General features: G+C 37.8%; 13 protein-coding genes. 9 read left to right on the top strand and 4 right to left on the bottom strand.

Features of this window, described 5'->3' with window-relative positions:
* Positions 1-30 precede the first annotated feature (30 nt).
* From arcD to ACM5BR_RS14250, 3 genes are all read left to right on the top strand, one after another.
* Positions 31-1,446 (top strand): arginine-ornithine antiporter, encoded by a 1,416-nt coding sequence (arcD, locus tag ACM5BR_RS14260; RefSeq protein ID WP_416828656.1) that lies wholly within the window; start codon positions 31-33, stop codon positions 1,444-1,446.
* Between the two features lie 34 nt (positions 1,447-1,480).
* Positions 1,481-2,452, top strand: coding sequence for a carbamate kinase (gene arcC / locus ACM5BR_RS14255; protein ID WP_416828655.1), 972 nt, complete (start codon positions 1,481-1,483; stop codon positions 2,450-2,452).
* 400 nt (positions 2,453-2,852) lie between these two features.
* Entirely contained in the window at positions 2,853-3,542 is a 690-nt protein-coding gene (locus tag ACM5BR_RS14250) for a Crp/Fnr family transcriptional regulator (RefSeq protein ID WP_416828654.1), read from the top strand.
* 215 nt (positions 3,543-3,757) lie between these two features.
* On the opposite strand, the gene ACM5BR_RS14245 is transcribed toward ACM5BR_RS14250, so the two are convergent.
* Positions 3,758-5,314, bottom strand: a complete 1,557-nt coding sequence (locus ACM5BR_RS14245) for a fatty acid--CoA ligase (protein WP_416828652.1) — start codon at positions 5,312-5,314, stop codon at positions 3,758-3,760.
* A 271-nt stretch (positions 5,315-5,585) separates the two neighbouring features.
* Here ACM5BR_RS14245 and ACM5BR_RS14240 point away from each other — a divergent pair, with 271 nt between their 5' ends.
* The gene (locus ACM5BR_RS14240; protein ID WP_416828651.1) at positions 5,586-5,783 is read left to right on the top strand and encodes a hypothetical protein; all 198 of its coding nucleotides are present in this window, start codon (positions 5,586-5,588) and stop codon (positions 5,781-5,783) included.
* Positions 5,784-5,865: 82 nt separating this feature from the next.
* Here the strand turns inward: ACM5BR_RS14240 and ACM5BR_RS14235 are convergent, their stop codons facing one another.
* On the bottom strand, positions 5,866-7,359 hold the full coding sequence (locus ACM5BR_RS14235) for a coproporphyrinogen III oxidase (protein ID WP_416828650.1): 1,494 nt from the start codon (positions 7,357-7,359) through the stop codon (positions 5,866-5,868).
* 114 nt (positions 7,360-7,473) lie between these two features.
* Positions 7,474-8,346, bottom strand: coding sequence for a Cof-type HAD-IIB family hydrolase (locus ACM5BR_RS14230; RefSeq protein ID WP_416828649.1), 873 nt, complete (start codon positions 8,344-8,346; stop codon positions 7,474-7,476).
* 116 nt (positions 8,347-8,462) lie between these two features.
* Between ACM5BR_RS14230 and ACM5BR_RS14225 the strand changes: the two genes are divergently transcribed.
* Positions 8,463-9,077, top strand: a complete 615-nt coding sequence (locus ACM5BR_RS14225; protein WP_416828648.1) for a DNA-3-methyladenine glycosylase — start codon at positions 8,463-8,465, stop codon at positions 9,075-9,077.
* A gap of 141 nt (positions 9,078-9,218) precedes the next feature.
* On the opposite strand, the gene ACM5BR_RS14220 is transcribed toward ACM5BR_RS14225, so the two are convergent.
* Positions 9,219-9,575: a YlbF family regulator gene (locus ACM5BR_RS14220; protein ID WP_416828646.1), complete on the bottom strand. Its 357-nt coding sequence runs from the start codon at positions 9,573-9,575 to the stop codon at positions 9,219-9,221.
* A 186-nt stretch (positions 9,576-9,761) separates the two neighbouring features.
* Here ACM5BR_RS14220 and ACM5BR_RS14215 point away from each other — a divergent pair, with 186 nt between their 5' ends.
* From ACM5BR_RS14215 to ACM5BR_RS14200, 4 genes are read left to right on the top strand one after another with little or no spacing between them, the layout of a single operon-like run.
* The gene (locus ACM5BR_RS14215) at positions 9,762-11,123 is read left to right on the top strand and encodes a YheC/YheD family endospore coat-associated protein (protein WP_416828645.1); all 1,362 of its coding nucleotides are present in this window, start codon (positions 9,762-9,764) and stop codon (positions 11,121-11,123) included.
* Positions 11,117-12,184 (top strand): YheC/YheD family endospore coat-associated protein, encoded by a 1,068-nt coding sequence (locus ACM5BR_RS14210; protein ID WP_416828644.1) that lies wholly within the window; start codon positions 11,117-11,119, stop codon positions 12,182-12,184. The genes ACM5BR_RS14215 and ACM5BR_RS14210 overlap by 7 nt, the downstream gene beginning before the upstream one ends.
* Entirely contained in the window at positions 12,181-13,539 is a 1,359-nt protein-coding gene (locus ACM5BR_RS14205; RefSeq protein WP_416828643.1) for a YheC/YheD family endospore coat-associated protein, read from the top strand. Before ACM5BR_RS14210 ends, ACM5BR_RS14205 begins: the two co-directional genes overlap by 4 nt.
* A complete protein-coding gene (locus ACM5BR_RS14200; RefSeq protein WP_416828642.1) occupies positions 13,536-14,696 on the top strand; it encodes a YheC/YheD family endospore coat-associated protein in 1,161 nt (386 codons plus the stop codon). Before ACM5BR_RS14205 ends, ACM5BR_RS14200 begins: the two co-directional genes overlap by 4 nt.
* Positions 14,697-14,699: the final 3 nt, after the last annotated feature.

Here is a 14,699-nt window from a genome sequence, read left to right as displayed (position 1 = left end):
TTCCTATCTAATATAAGAGTGGTGAGTGAAATGGGTCAAGAAAAGAAGTTAGGACTATTAACTTTAACAGGTCTTGTTGTAGGTTCCATGATTGGCGGCGGTGCATTTAACTTAGCAAGTGATATGGCACAAGGTGCAGGTGCAGGTGCCATTATTATTGGCTGGATTATAACGGGTATTGGAATGATTGCTCTTGGATTATCATTCCAAAACTTAACAAATAAAAGACCAGATTTAGATGGCGGAATTTTCAGTTATGCAAAAGCTGGATTTGGTAATTTTATGGGCTTTAATAGTGCATGGGGATACTGGTTATCTGCTTGGCTTGGAAATATTGCCTACTGTACATTATTATTCGCATCAATCGGTTATTTTTTTCCGACTTTTGAAGGCGGCCAAAACGTAGCCTCGATTATTGGAGCAAGTATATTACTCTGGTGTGTTCATATGTTGATTTTACGCGGCGTACAATCAGCAGCGCTTGTAAATTTAGTGACAACAATAGCGAAATTAGTTCCTGTTTTTGTATTTATTGTTGTAGGGATATGTGCTTTTCACATGAATATTTTCTTAGATGGATTCTGGGGACAAGGAGCTTCTTTTTCTTGGGCAGATGTAGGAAGCCAAGTTAAGAATACAATGCTAGTAACTCTTTGGGTATTTATTGGCATTGAAGGAGCTGTAGTCTTATCCAGTCGTGCAAAAAATCGAAGTGATATTGGGAAGGCAACTGTTATAGGATTACTTGGGACTCTCATTATTTATATTCTAATTACACTATTATCTTTAGGGATTATGCATCAGGCTGATGTAGCAAATTTGAAACATCCATCAATGGCATATTTATTTGAAAGTGTTGTTGGAAAATGGGGAGCTATATTTATTAATATAGGCTTAATTATTTCTGTATTAGGTGCTTGGTTAGGTTGGACGCTCTTAGCTTCTGAAATTCCTTATTTGGCTGCAAAAGATGGTGTATTTCCAAAATGGTTTGCAAAAGAAAATAAAAACAAAGCTCCTGTCAATTCATTATGGTTAACAAATGGTTTGATTCAAATATTCTTGTTGACATTTCTTATTTCAGATCAAGCATATCATTTTGCTTATTCTCTTGCTTCCTCTGCAATCTTGATTCCTTATGCTTTCTCAGCATTTTATCAATTTAAGCATAGTATACAGTCGACAGAAATAGATCGAACAAAGAATATTATAATTGGTTTAATTGCTAGTATATACGGGGTTTGGCTAGTTTATGCAGCTGGTTTAGATTATTTGTTAATGACCATGACACTATATGCGCCAGGAATTTTTATCTTTTATTATGTTCAAAAGCAAACAAAGTCAAAGAAAATATTTACTCGAGTTGAGCTTATTTCCGCGATAGTTATTGGAGTTTTAGCAGTATACGCAGTTTATGAAATGGTTATAGGCAAGATAACCTTTTAACAAGTCTCATAAAAATGAATCGGAGGGTTGAAAGATGAAAAGAAAAAAAGTCGTCATTGCATTAGGAGGAAACGCAATACAAACTGGAAATGGAAAGGCAACTGCACAAGCACAACAGGAAGCGCTAGATAGAACAGCAGAACAACTAGTTAAGCTTGTCGAAACAAATAATATAGATATTGTCATTGCGCATGGAAACGGTCCACAAGTTGGTAATATTTTACTGCAACAAAAAGCAGCGGAAACGGAAAAAACTCCTGCAATGCCATTAGATACTTGCGGTGCAATGAGTCAAGGAATGATTGGATATTGGATGGAGAATGCAATTGAAAATGCTTTGATAAAGCGGAATATACACAAAGATGTAGTATCAGTTATCACTCGGGTTGTAGTAGATGAAAAGGATGAAGCGTTCCAAAATCCAACAAAACCGATTGGTCCCTTCTATACGGAAGAAGAAGCACGAGAATTAATGGAAACAACAAAAGCGACATTTAAAGAAGATGCAGGGCGTGGATGGCGTCGTGTGGTCCCTTCGCCAATACCAGTAAGTATTCATGAATATAAAATAATTAATTCATTAGTAGAGGATGGCGATATTGTCATTGCTGTTGGAGGAGGAGGTATTCCAGTTATTGAATCTAAGGATGGATTAAAGGGAACCGAGGCTGTTATTGATAAAGATTTTGCTGCGCAAAAATTAGCTGAATTAGTAAATGCCGACATTCTCGTTATTTTAACTGCAGTTGAAAATGTGTATGTAAATTTCAATACACCTAATCAAAAGAAATTAGAAAATGTTACAGTAGATGAACTAGAACAATATATTCTCGACAACCAATTTGCAGCAGGAAGCATGCTTCCGAAAATTAAAGCAGCCATTAATTTTGTTAATACAGATTCAAACCGAAAAACGATTATTACTTCATTAGACAAAGTATATGAGGCGTTAGAAGAAAAGAGCGGTACCATTATTTCGAAGCAGAATACATGTGTATGTATATAAAGTGAAACTTCCCAAAAGTAGAGGGTTCTCCCCTGCTTTTGGGTTAGTCCGCCCAACCTTTGCTTACAAGCAGCCAGGTTCTCCGATTTCTCTTTAGCCTTGAAGTGCGACCCTTAAATAACGGGAGGGATTAGGGTAATAAAAAAGAATGAAGTAACTTGTTTCATTCTTTTTATGCGCAAATCACTTTTTCAGTAAAATTAGTACTTTTCAAAAGTAGGGTCCCCTTATTTTTAGGATAGTGCTTAACCCCTTTTCTTTTATGGGCATCTCGACTCCACTTAACCTTCTACGATTTCTCTTTAGTCTATTGGAAATATATGATAAAATAATTATGATGAAATAATTTCAAGGACACTATCTTTACATTTCACTTTTATAGAAAGAAAGAGGGAATTTCATGAAGTGCCGAAACATAATTGAAAACTTGAAGCAGTTTGAACAATTTGCCGATGTATCAGATAAAAAATTGAAAAGTCTAGTAGAGCTTGTCTATTGGCGGTCCTATAAAAAGGGTCAATTTTTATTTTTAGAGGGGGATGCAAGAGAAAGAATTTATCTCCTGCTAGATGGTTATGTAAAATTAGAGCGAGTTAGTCAAAGTGGAAATCTAGTATATGAAGATTATGTAAAGCATTTTTCTATTTTCCCCTACGGTGGTATGTTTATTGATAAGTCATACAATCATACAGCTATGGCAATGACAGATGTCAATGTTTACTATATTCCTACTTCTATTTTTGAGGATATGGTGAAATCAGATCGTAAACAGCTCTTATATACTGTTCAGCAGCTTTCTTATCTATTGAAAGAAAATGAAAAACGAGTCCAAAATATTACAATTTCAAATGCGCAAGATCGCGTTATTCATACATTAGGTTATTTGATGAACGATTTAGGAGAACAGGAAGGAAAAGAAATTGTAATTTCATGTCCCCTTACAACAATTGAAATTTCTAAAATATCTGGGACATCTCGTGAAACAGTTAGCGGGGTATTAAAACAACTGAAAAATGATAGTATTGTCACAGTCCTAGATAAAAAAATTACAATACATGATCCAACTTATTTTGAAGAAGTTTCCATGTAAAAAATAAGATAATACATAGCCGAATTGCTTACTGACTACTTCGTTATTAGCTTAGGAGCTGTCAAGCGTTCTTCCTAACGACTCATATAAGTTATATTAAAAAAGTTTACCATTTTCGTTTCAATGGTAAACTTCCAAAGTAGAGGAGATTCTTCATCCCCCCCTACTTTGGGGTAGTTCCACCAACTTTACTTATTTACCTAGATTTATTCCATTCATACTACTGGTTTTTCAAAACTTTGGCGTAACACAAACTTCTGCAATTTCCCGCTCGCGTTTCGCGGTAATTCATCTACAAAAATGTAATGACGAGGGCGTTTATAATCAGCTAGTTCATCGCTATGTTTGCAATAGGAGTCTAAATCTTCTGCCGTAATATTCGAATCCTTCTTGACGACAACTGCGACGACTCGTTCTCCCCAAAGTTCATCAGGTTCTCCTAAAACTGCAACATCGAGAACACCATCATGGCTATGCAAGAAATCTTCAATTTCACGCGGATATACATTCACTCCTCCGCTAATAATCATATCATCGACACGATCAGCTACAAATAGATAGCCATCGCGGTCCATATAGCCAAGATCTCCTGAGTGATACCATCCTTTATACAATGATTTTGCAGTTGCAGCTTCTTGATTATGGTACTTTGCCATCATCGTCGGACCGCGCATAATAATTTCTCCTACTTCATAAGGAGGTAGGATATCTTCCGGATCAGACGGTTCGTCCTCATTAGGCTCCACAATTCGAATTTCATGGTTAAAGCATGGTGTACCTGCAGATCCCGGTTTTGCTAATTGATCCTTTTCTACTAGAAATGCAACGACTGGTCCCATTTCTGTCATGCCATATATTTGAACGAGATCGATATACAATCGTTCCTTACATTCCTTTACGAGCGATGGAGCCATTGCTGCGCCGCCATATACACCTATTTTCATAGAAGATAAATTATATTCACTTACATTCTCTTGCAATAGCATATTCCACATTGTAGGCGCTGCAAAGAAGGTCGTAATCCCCTCCTCTTCAATGGTGCGTAATACTTCTTTTGCATCAAATTGATGCAAAATTACATTTTTTGCTCCTGCATGGACGCGTGACAATATGCCAGCATGCAGCTCACCGCAATGATAAAGTGGTGCTACAATAAGACCTACACTATCTCTTGTATATTTTTCATAGTACGTACAAATTAAACTATGCTCTGCCATATCACGGTGACGATGGAGTACTCCCTTCGGTCGTCCTGTCGTGCCACTTGTATACATAATCGAGCAATAATCGGTTTCTACTACTTCAATAATTGGTAAGTTAGAAGGTGATGTTGAGACGATATCATGATAGGAGTGTGAATAGGCTGGTTTATCTTCTTCAATGTACCAAAATGAGACAGATGGAAAATCACTTTCAATACTAGCAACAACAGCTTCAACCGCCTTTTCAAAGACAACAACCTTAGGATTGGCATCGGATAAAATGTAAGCTAATTCTTTTGCTTTTAAGCGATAATTGATTGGGTTAAAAATCGCACCTATTTTCACACAAGCAAAGTAAACGGTTACAAATTCACTTGAATTATAAAGAAAGACAGAAACCGTATCTCCCTTTTTTACTCCTGCCTCTAATAGTGCATTACCTACTTTACTTACTTGTTCATCCCATTCCCGAAACGTATAGCGGATGCCTTTTGCTGCTTCGACGAGAGCTTCCTTATTTGGATAATTTCGCACAGCTAGATCAAAAATTCTTCCTAAAGTCATATACATGATACAATACACCTCCTATTTTTTTACAATTATATACATTCTCTCTCTTCCTATCAGCTTCCTTCTCTACTATCTACTAAAATTTTCAAAATTTTTGTCTATATACTTCTCTCTCTTTAACTTCATCAGACATGGAAAAGAAAATACGACGATTAGTATGAAGAATGGTTGATCGTTGTCTGTTCTAAACAGCTGTAACGTATGATACATTAAAATTATCATAATTTACCAATTTTAATGGATTCTATTAGGCGAAAGGAGGAGCTAAAACTTGAAAAAGAGCACCCGAATTGCACTATGGGCTTCATTATTTGCGTTAATTGGTTTTCCAATCATTTTTCTGTTTATCTCCTTGCAAACAGGTCAATGGAAGTATCTTATATACAGTTTATTCCCTGCCTTTCCTGCAGGATTTACTGGTCTCATGGTAACGATTCAGCAAATAAAAAAAGAACGGAAAAGTGCTTAAACAAATCGATTGAAATCAATTTACATGAAGTAAGAAAAGGAGGCTTCCTTTAAATGGAAGCCTCCTTTTCTTTTAGTATATTTTAAGATGAAAACATCTCTTGTAAAAGTGCAATCTTCTCTTCTGTATATTGTTTAAATCCTTCATTATACGATTTTGGATCCTTCGGGTTGGCAAAATGCGTAATTACACCTGTTTTCGGATGAATGAATTTACTAGCAGCACCACAGCCAAGACCAATTATTGTTTGCACCTCTTCCATAATGACAATGTTATAGATGCTCTCTTGTCCAGGAACTGAATAGCCTACATTTTCTAAATTTCCTAGAATATTCTTTTGTCGATATAAATAATACGGTCCATAGCCATGTTCATTTGTCCACTTCTCTGCCATGTGCATCATCTCTGTAATTTCTTGACGGCTTGCCACCTTATATTTTTCTTTATTTTTCGTCATTTCAGAGGCGCGCTTAAATGATAACGTATGAACTGTTAATGATTCTGGCATTAGTTTTTCCGTTTCATTAAGCGTATGCTGAAAAATATCTACTCCTTCTCCTGGGAGACCAATTATTAGATCCATATTAATATTGTTCATACCCATAGAACGAGCTAATTGATATTTTTCAATCGTTTCTTCTACAGTATGATGGCGACCGATTGCTACTAACGTTTCCTGATTGTATGACTGCGGATTAATGCTAATTCGATCAATATTCCATTTCTTTAACACGTTCAGTTTTTCAGGAGTAATTGTGTCAGGTCGCCCAGCCTCTACTGTCACTTCACGAATATTCTCTACGTCAGGAAAAGACGCATACATTTCTTCATACAGCATATCCATTTCTTCAGCAGTAATACTCGTCGGTGTTCCACCGCCGTAATATACTGTTGTAATCCGAATCCCCTTCTCTTTTAAAAATGCTCCAATCTGACGCATCTCATAATGCAATCCACCTAAGAATGAATTAACTGAACCTTGTTTTCCGTTAATAGCATAGGCGGGAAATGTACAATAGGCACATTTCGTTGGACAAAACGGAATGCCAATGTAAATACTCACTTCGTTTTTTAAATCATATAAATCTGGAAGTACCGAAAGCTGGCGATCCACAATACGCTGCATTAGATTAATTTTTTCATCTGAGATTAAATAGGACTCATGTAATTCTTTATGCACTGCTTCCTTTGGCATACCACCTTGTAATTTTTTATGAAACAGCTTCGTAGGACGAATTCCTGTTAAAATGCCCCAAGGTTGCTTTATACCTGTATAGTTCTGCAGTACGGTTACATAAACATAGGAAACTATATTCTTAATTTGTTTCAATTGTTCTTTTTCTGTAGGATAGATTGTAATATCCTTTCGAAAGGTTGCATCAAAGTGTTGACCGTCGCTAATTAGCTTGGCTGTTGCCGTAACAATATTTTCTCCCTCTACTGCAATATCTACAACTATATCGGCAGCATCTTGATCAAATGCTACTTCACATTCTTCAAAAAACAAACTACTTATTAAACGAAGCGGTCGTAAAAATCGATCATCTCGTAATGATTGTATGGAAATAAGCAACAATTATCACCTTTTCATATTCAGACTTCCTTAAGTGTACTGTAACGTTTTAGACTGGTCAACCGAGTGGATTTTATCAAAAAAAAACTCCTCGGCACAAGTCCTGAGGAGTTTTGGTTACGATTTTTTACTATTTGTGTAGCCTTTTAAAAATGTAAGTGGAAATTGCTTACGAAAGTGTTCTTTAATCATATAGGTAACACCATTTTCATTGTTAGAACGTGTAATCCAGTCTGCTGCCTGTTTCACAGCAAGAGGAGCATTCCCCATTGCAACACCTAATCCTGCATGTTCTAGTACATCAATGTCATCCATACTGTCGCCTATCGCTACCATCTCGTGCAATTGGATATTTAAATGTTCACCGAGAAGGCGTAGACCTTGAAGCTTAGAAACCCCAGGCGGAAGAATTTCAATGTGATAATCTGAGCTTTCACTGATGTTCACGTCTTCAAATGCTTCTTGAATCGTTTGAAGTGTACGTTCCTTTTCTTCTTTATTGGAGAAGAACACATCTATCTTTGGCGGTGCAACTGGCTCATCACGGAGCGTATCACCTAGTGATTCTACAAATTGCATCGGATAAAATACAGGATCCGCGTTAGAAAGGACAGCACGTGCTATAACGTTTGAAGAAAGCTTTCGACGGTTGCCTAGTGAAAATCGTTCATGCGTAATACGTATATTGCAATCAAAATGTTCCAGAACCTGCACTATATTGAACGTTTTTTCTTCTGACAATCGATGTTGAATAAAAGGTGTGTCGAGCGAGGAGGAGAGAAATGATCCACTATGTGTAATCAAAATGGAATCTAGCTTTAATGACTTTGCCACTCGTTCTGCTGATTGAAAATTACGGCTCGTGTATAATGTAACGTATACTTCCTTTTCCCGAACAAAATCGATAGCTTCTTTCGTTCCCTTCGGTAATCTACCGTTAGAACGTAGCAACGTCCCATCTATATTAATAGCTAACAAACGATAAATCATAACACGCCTCCTTTTTTTCAGTCATAACCTATTTTTAGCGTATGAGTCAGAAGACAATATTAGAACGATACGTTCGTAATGCGTCCAAAACCAATCCAAAAGAAAGAGATGATACGATGAAGTTACCCGCATCTGCTTACGAAGGAGACACACTCGAAGTTGCAAAGCGTTTACTTGGGCATAAGCTTGTACATATAGTGGATGGGCAGAAAAGAAGCGGTTATATTGTAGAAGTAGAAGCATATCAAGGCCCTGCAGATAAAGCAGCACATAGCTACGGAGGAAAGCCAACAAAGCGGACAAGCATAATGTACGGACCTCCTGCCCATGCATATGTCTATTTGATCTATGGCATGTATTACTGTTTTAACATCGTTACAGCACCTGCTAATATTCCGCATGCCATTCTTGTTCGGGCACTCATGCCAGCCGATGGACATGAGGATATGCTCCTTGCTCGCTATGGAACTACTAAGGTTACAAAACAACAGCTACGCAATGTAACAAATGGTCCTGGAAAGCTAACAAAAGCAATGGGTATCACAATCGCAAACAATGGAGAATCTCTCATAAGCGATACATTATACATCGAAGAAATTACTTCGAAGGAGAACTTAGCGAATCAATATGAAATTGCGATAGGACCTCGAATCAATATTGGCTACGCACAAGAAGCCATACACTATCCGTGGCGCTTTTATTTGAAAGGAAATGAATATGTTTCAAAATAAGAATACACGCAAACGATGCTGTATTCTCACCATGACTCCAAAGAAAACCACAATACAAAAAACGTCCGCAGCAAAATGTGCGGACGTTTTTGTATAAAGATATGTTTCATGCAGACACTTACTCCTTAAAGAAAATTCACTCTATGCCGGCATTATAGTCCCGTATAAATCTTCTAAAGGCTTTAATATGATTTTATTTAGATCTGTAATAAGTAAGTTCATACGTTGTTCTGCTTCCATTAACTTTGCAATTTTCGCATTTTGCTGAACCTGTGCAACAATTTGCTGAGCTTTGATATTATCAGCTTCAGAAAGCTGTTGTCCTTGCATCATTTTTTGCTGCAATTCCATTTGTACTTGACGAAACTGTTCGAAAAGCTGCTTTGATTGTAGGTCAGCTTCCACAGCTTGATAGCTTTGTTGTAAATTTTGAAAATCGGAGTTTTCGATGATCGCTTTTTGTAGTGCATACGCTTGATCATACATATTTGCTGCCATTTTTCTTCCTCCTTTATACTAGCCTTTCTAACTATACCAGACTATGTAACATATGTATAATGCTTTTGTATTATGCCTTAAATGAAATATTACAGCGTTTTAAGCTACTTATTCACCAGCCCACAGGGATGTTCATACAATACATTACAATGTCGACCGGAAAATCTTTCTGCGAAGAGGGGTACTATGTTTACATCATTGTTAAAAATCCAAAGTGATCACACGCTAGAGCATCATAATATTCGTCTCACTCTTAGCTTAGCAGAGAAATGGAAAGCGAAGAAAGGAGACACATTCACTATTTTTTTTGGTCTAATGAGCGTTATCGTGAATATTACTTCAATAGGCGATAAAGAAAACGCAATCTCTGCTTCCCCATCACTTCTTTCCTATCTTAAGCTTTCTAATGTTCAACAGATTCGCTACCATTATGTTTCTTCGCAAAAGAAGCTTTTTCTTGGTCCAATTATTGCCATTATAACAGAAATACAGCAGCAAAAGCCCGTTACATTCGGTTCTATTTCTGACTTTTGTGAGGAAGTTACCCTCCTTAGCGAAAAAAGCAGCTGCTTCTTTTATGTGACCTCTCTTTCTCTATGGGACAAAGAAACCATTTACGGCTACTCCTTACAAGATAGCGAATGGAGAAAAGAAGAAATGCCCTTTCCTTCTATCGTTTACAATCGAATCCATTCTCGTGCAATAGAACAAAGTAATTTATTTCAAGAATGGGTGGAGCTATTACAGGAATACGAGATTCCACATTTTAATGATCGGTTTTTAAATAAATGGGAGGTATACCAGAAGCTGCTTTCCTATCCACATATGAAGCCATTCCTACCTACTAGTTATCTATTCACTAGCCGTTCTGTATTAGAGCAATCTCTACGTGAATTTCCATGTGTATTTGTAAAACCCATTTATGGAAGTCAGGGTAAACATATTTTCAAAATAAAATCAGAACCCCATAAATTACTCGTAGACTATACTACGTTTCAAAGAGAAATATCGAAAGAGTATTCTTCGCTACCTGAACTATTTGCAACATTAAAGGAAAACATCGGCAAGCGTCCCTATATCGTGCAGCAAGGGCTTCCTCTTTATACGTATGATGAAAGACCTGTTGACTTTCGAATGCTCTGCCAGAAAAGTAATGGTTATACATGGAATGTAACCTCTGCCGTTGCTCGTGTATCAAGTGGTGATTTCGTCTCCAATATAGCGATGGGTGGGAGCATACTTAAAATTGATGAAGTATTACTTTCTGGATTTGAAGCTAGCGAAGTGAAGCATATGAAAAAACTATTAATAGAGCTTTCTATTGAAACAGCAAAATGTCTTAGTCAAGCCTATGAAGGGGTATATGCAGAATTTGGAATGGATGTAGCACTTGATCAGCAAGGAAATCCGTGGCTATTAGAAGTAAATGTAAAGCCATCTAAAAATATGGTGTCTTCTACTTCTATACCTCGGCCATCTGCACGTGCTTTGCTTCATTATTGTATCGCTTGTGCGAAACAACCATTAAGGAGGAATGATTCATGCTAGGCTTACTATCTCTTCACTTACATCAGGAACAGGAGTACTTTACTGAAATTGCAAAGCGAGGGAAACATTATAATATGAAAGTTGTTCGCTTTACTCCTGCTCTCATTCAGCCTGGTACTGAGCTTGTTACAGGTCTTTTGTTTGATGATGAAACACAATCCTGGAAAAAAGATACCTTCCCCATTCCTAACTTTCTATATGACAGATGCTTTTACAATCAATCTCTTACTTCAAAGGCAGCCAAACCAATTGTAGATTGGCTAAAGAAAAGACCACAAACTATTTTTCTCGGCTACGGGTTACCAGACAAGCTTACGCTCTATTCCATTTTATCAAAAAATCCGAGGATTTCTCCTTACCTCCCTATAACAGAGCCAGCAGAAGTAGATCACGTTTGGAATACACTTACAAAAGCACGTGAGCTTGTATTAAAGCCAACCAACGGCTCACAAGGAAATGGGTATTGTTATCTTTCACTGCGCCGCAATGAAAGAAAAGCAATGGTTTGGCAGAAAGGCATACAAACGTTTACTTTTTCCTCAAAGGAAGAATATAAGACTTGGTTATCACAGCTTCTACATAACAGACCTTACGTACAACAACCATTTCTTTCTATCCAAGAAAAAAGTCATCCATTTGATATACGAATTTTATTGCAAAAAAACGAGAAAGGAATATGGATGGAAGCAGGACGTGGTGTTCGTATTGGTTCGCCGAATACGCTTGTCTCGAACCTGGCTGCTGGAAGTCAAACTGTTTCGTATGATATATGGAAGCAATCCCTTTCCAAATATGAACAGAGTATGCTCGAAGACGCAATCCCAACACTTATAGAAGAAGTACCTAAAACATTAGAAAAAGAACTTCCACCATTGTTCGAGCTTGGTCTTGATATTTCATTAGATCGTAATAAAGCAGTTTGGCTACTTGATATAAATTCAAAACCAGGACGAAAGGTACTGTTAACCTGTAATCCACAGTGCACAGACCAGCTATACCTAGCACCGTTAGCATACTGTCATTATGTAGAACAAGTAAGGAAAGGAGCTGATGTAAAATGAAGAAAAATGTATTTTCTCTTCGCATTAGCAATCAGCATCCCCAAACTGTGTATCTGCCCTTCGTTTTTCCATCTACCTCTAATTTAAAGGAGATTTCATTTGGTACTCGTGTCGTTGCTTGTAATTTCGTAACCGACTATTTATCGGACAATACCGTTACCATTGGTTCTGAAATTTCTGAGGAGCTTGGACTTCCTTTTTCAGCGGATGTCCATATTTTTCTTCAGGATGAAAGCATTCATATTGGACCGTTAATCGGGATTTTCACCGCCGGATTTACAGAATCCCCTTTACGTCCGATCGGGGAGCGTTCGTTATTTTTCGCCAATTTACTTTCTTCCTGCTATGGTGCTTACATATTTGTATTTGGCTCCCATCAAATTAACTGGAGAGAAGGTTATATATCCGGCTATTTCTACAATGAAAAACGCTTTGTGCTACATAAAGTTCCCTTTCCTCATGTTGTCTATGATCGGCTTCCCAATCGGAAAACAGAAAATCACCGTGCCATCGCTCGTGTCAAAAGCCGGCTCCAAAATGAGTACTTAATTCCATGGTTTAATCCTGGATTTTTCAATAAATGGGATGTGTACCGATTGCTTCAGCACGATCCTCAGGCTTCGTTATACTTACCTGAAACGGCGCTTTTCCATTCCTTTGAGCAAGTTGAGCTTCTTCTTGCAAAATATAAACATATCTATATGAAGCCTATAAACGGCAGCTTAGGAAAAAGTATCTATCAAATTCGCTACTCCACTGTACAAAACGAGTACTATTGTCGATTTCGAGATGAAGGCGGTAATAAGCTGCGAAAATATCATTCACTTGAAGTACTCATCAATCATTTACTTGCGCAGCATGATTTACATTCCTTTATCTTGCAGCAAGGAATTTCATTGCTGCGTATACACGGCCAGCCTGTCGATTTTCGTGTTCATACGAATAAAGATAGAAATGGAGCTTGGAAAATGAGTGCAATAGCTGCTAAGGTTGCCGGACAAGGAAGTATGACCACTCATATAAACAACGGGGGCGACATTAAATGTATGGAAGATATATTTCCAAATAGTGACGAGCGATCGCAAATTATAGCTAAAATTCAACATGCAACCCTCCTGCTCAGTGAAAAAATCGATGAAAGGATGGATGGCTATATCGGGGAAATTGGTTTTGATATTGGAATCGATCTAGATCATCGGATTTGGTTATTTGAAGCAAATTCCAAACCAGGCCGCTCCATTTTTGATCATCCAAAGCTAAAGCAAAGCGATCAATTAACAAAGGAACTGTTTCTTCAATATGCGATTTATTTAACTAAAAAAACACTACTGTCTCCTGAGGAACTGTTTTCATGACCATTATTCGGTATAGCAGACTCCATAAAACCTGGACGCATCATGAAAAAAGTCTCAAATTTGGTCATGGTAGGGTCTTAGCAATCGCTCATTCTTCATCGCTATCCTGTTTTGTGCAGCAAAGCGGCGATCGTGTCGGACCGCTAATCGGAATTTTGACGAGCCGTAATGCCTCCGGCAATATATGCGGTGATTGGAAACGCTTTGCAGCAATGCAGAGAGAACTCCGCATACGAGGAGGCATTAGCTTCGTATTTACCCCAGAAGATATACAAACATCCAGTATTACAGGATATGTACTTCTATCGAATGGTACATGGATAGCGTGTGATTTTCCCTACCCAGATGTCATCTATAATCGGATTCCCTATCGATCCCATGAAAACGGTGAGAGCTGCAAGCATGCACTCTCTCTTTTTGCTAAGGCTGACATTCCACTGTTCAACCCTCATTTTTTCTCAAAATGGGATGTCCATCAGGCATTGTATCGTAATGAAAAAATCAGATCCTTTTTACTCCCAACCGTTCTTCTTGATAGCCCAGAACATCTCATCGAAATGCTCCAATCTTATCATCAATTATATGTAAAACGATGCGCGTCATCGAAAGGCAAGCATTTGTTTGTTATGCAGCTTATGAAAGATAAGATTACCATTACATCCCCTACAGGTGCTACGCAATACTTAGAGCATCACGATTTCCGAGGACTTTTCGAAGAAAGTAAGCTCTATCTAGCTCAACCCGCTTTGCAACATGATTCGCATAACAATCATAAGTACGACCTGCGGATTCTTGTTCACTACCTTTCTGGATCCTTTTCTATTACTGGTATAGGTATTCGTGTTGCACCCGTTGGCGGCGTGGTAACGCATGTTCATTACGGCGGAGAACAAATACATGTTAACGAGCTTGCAAGGCCCATCCAATACGACACCTTAACAGAACTAGCCCGGCAATGCGGAAACAGTCTATGCACCTATTTTGGAAAAGTTAGAGAATTTTCGATGGATATTGGTGTCGATACCAATGGCAATTATTTTATATATGAATGCAATGCAAAGCCCATGACTTTTGATGAACGTGAGATAGAAGTACAAGCGATACAAAACATCGTTACAATATGTGAACAAGAAGCAGGATTTTACCCTGACTCTTAATGC

Source organism: Ectobacillus polymachus (assembly GCF_048159605.1).
Taxonomy (GTDB): Bacteria; Bacillota; Bacilli; order Bacillales; family Bacillaceae_G; genus Ectobacillus; species Ectobacillus polymachus.
This window is presented reverse-complemented; position numbering and strand designations above follow the sequence as displayed.

Coding starts and splice junctions, on each gene's coding strand:
- ACM5BR_RS14200 (WP_416828642.1), top strand. CDS start 13,536: ATGACCATTATTCGGTATAGCAGACTCCATAAAACCTGGACGCATCAT.
- arcD (WP_416828656.1), top strand. CDS start 31: ATGGGTCAAGAAAAGAAGTTAGGACTATTAACTTTAACAGGTCTTGTT.
- ACM5BR_RS14225 (WP_416828648.1), top strand. CDS start 8,463: ATGAAGTTACCCGCATCTGCTTACGAAGGAGACACACTCGAAGTTGCA.
- ACM5BR_RS14230 (WP_416828649.1), bottom strand. CDS start 8,346: ATGATTTATCGTTTGTTAGCTATTAATATAGATGGGACGTTGCTACGT.
- arcC (WP_416828655.1), top strand. CDS start 1,481: ATGAAAAGAAAAAAAGTCGTCATTGCATTAGGAGGAAACGCAATACAA.
- ACM5BR_RS14220 (WP_416828646.1), bottom strand. CDS start 9,575: ATGGCAGCAAATATGTATGATCAAGCGTATGCACTACAAAAAGCGATC.
- ACM5BR_RS14245 (WP_416828652.1), bottom strand. CDS start 5,314: ATGTATATGACTTTAGGAAGAATTTTTGATCTAGCTGTGCGAAATTAT.
- ACM5BR_RS14215 (WP_416828645.1), top strand. CDS start 9,762: ATGTTTACATCATTGTTAAAAATCCAAAGTGATCACACGCTAGAGCAT.
- ACM5BR_RS14205 (WP_416828643.1), top strand. CDS start 12,181: ATGAAGAAAAATGTATTTTCTCTTCGCATTAGCAATCAGCATCCCCAA.
- ACM5BR_RS14250 (WP_416828654.1), top strand. CDS start 2,853: ATGAAGTGCCGAAACATAATTGAAAACTTGAAGCAGTTTGAACAATTT.
- ACM5BR_RS14210 (WP_416828644.1), top strand. CDS start 11,117: ATGCTAGGCTTACTATCTCTTCACTTACATCAGGAACAGGAGTACTTT.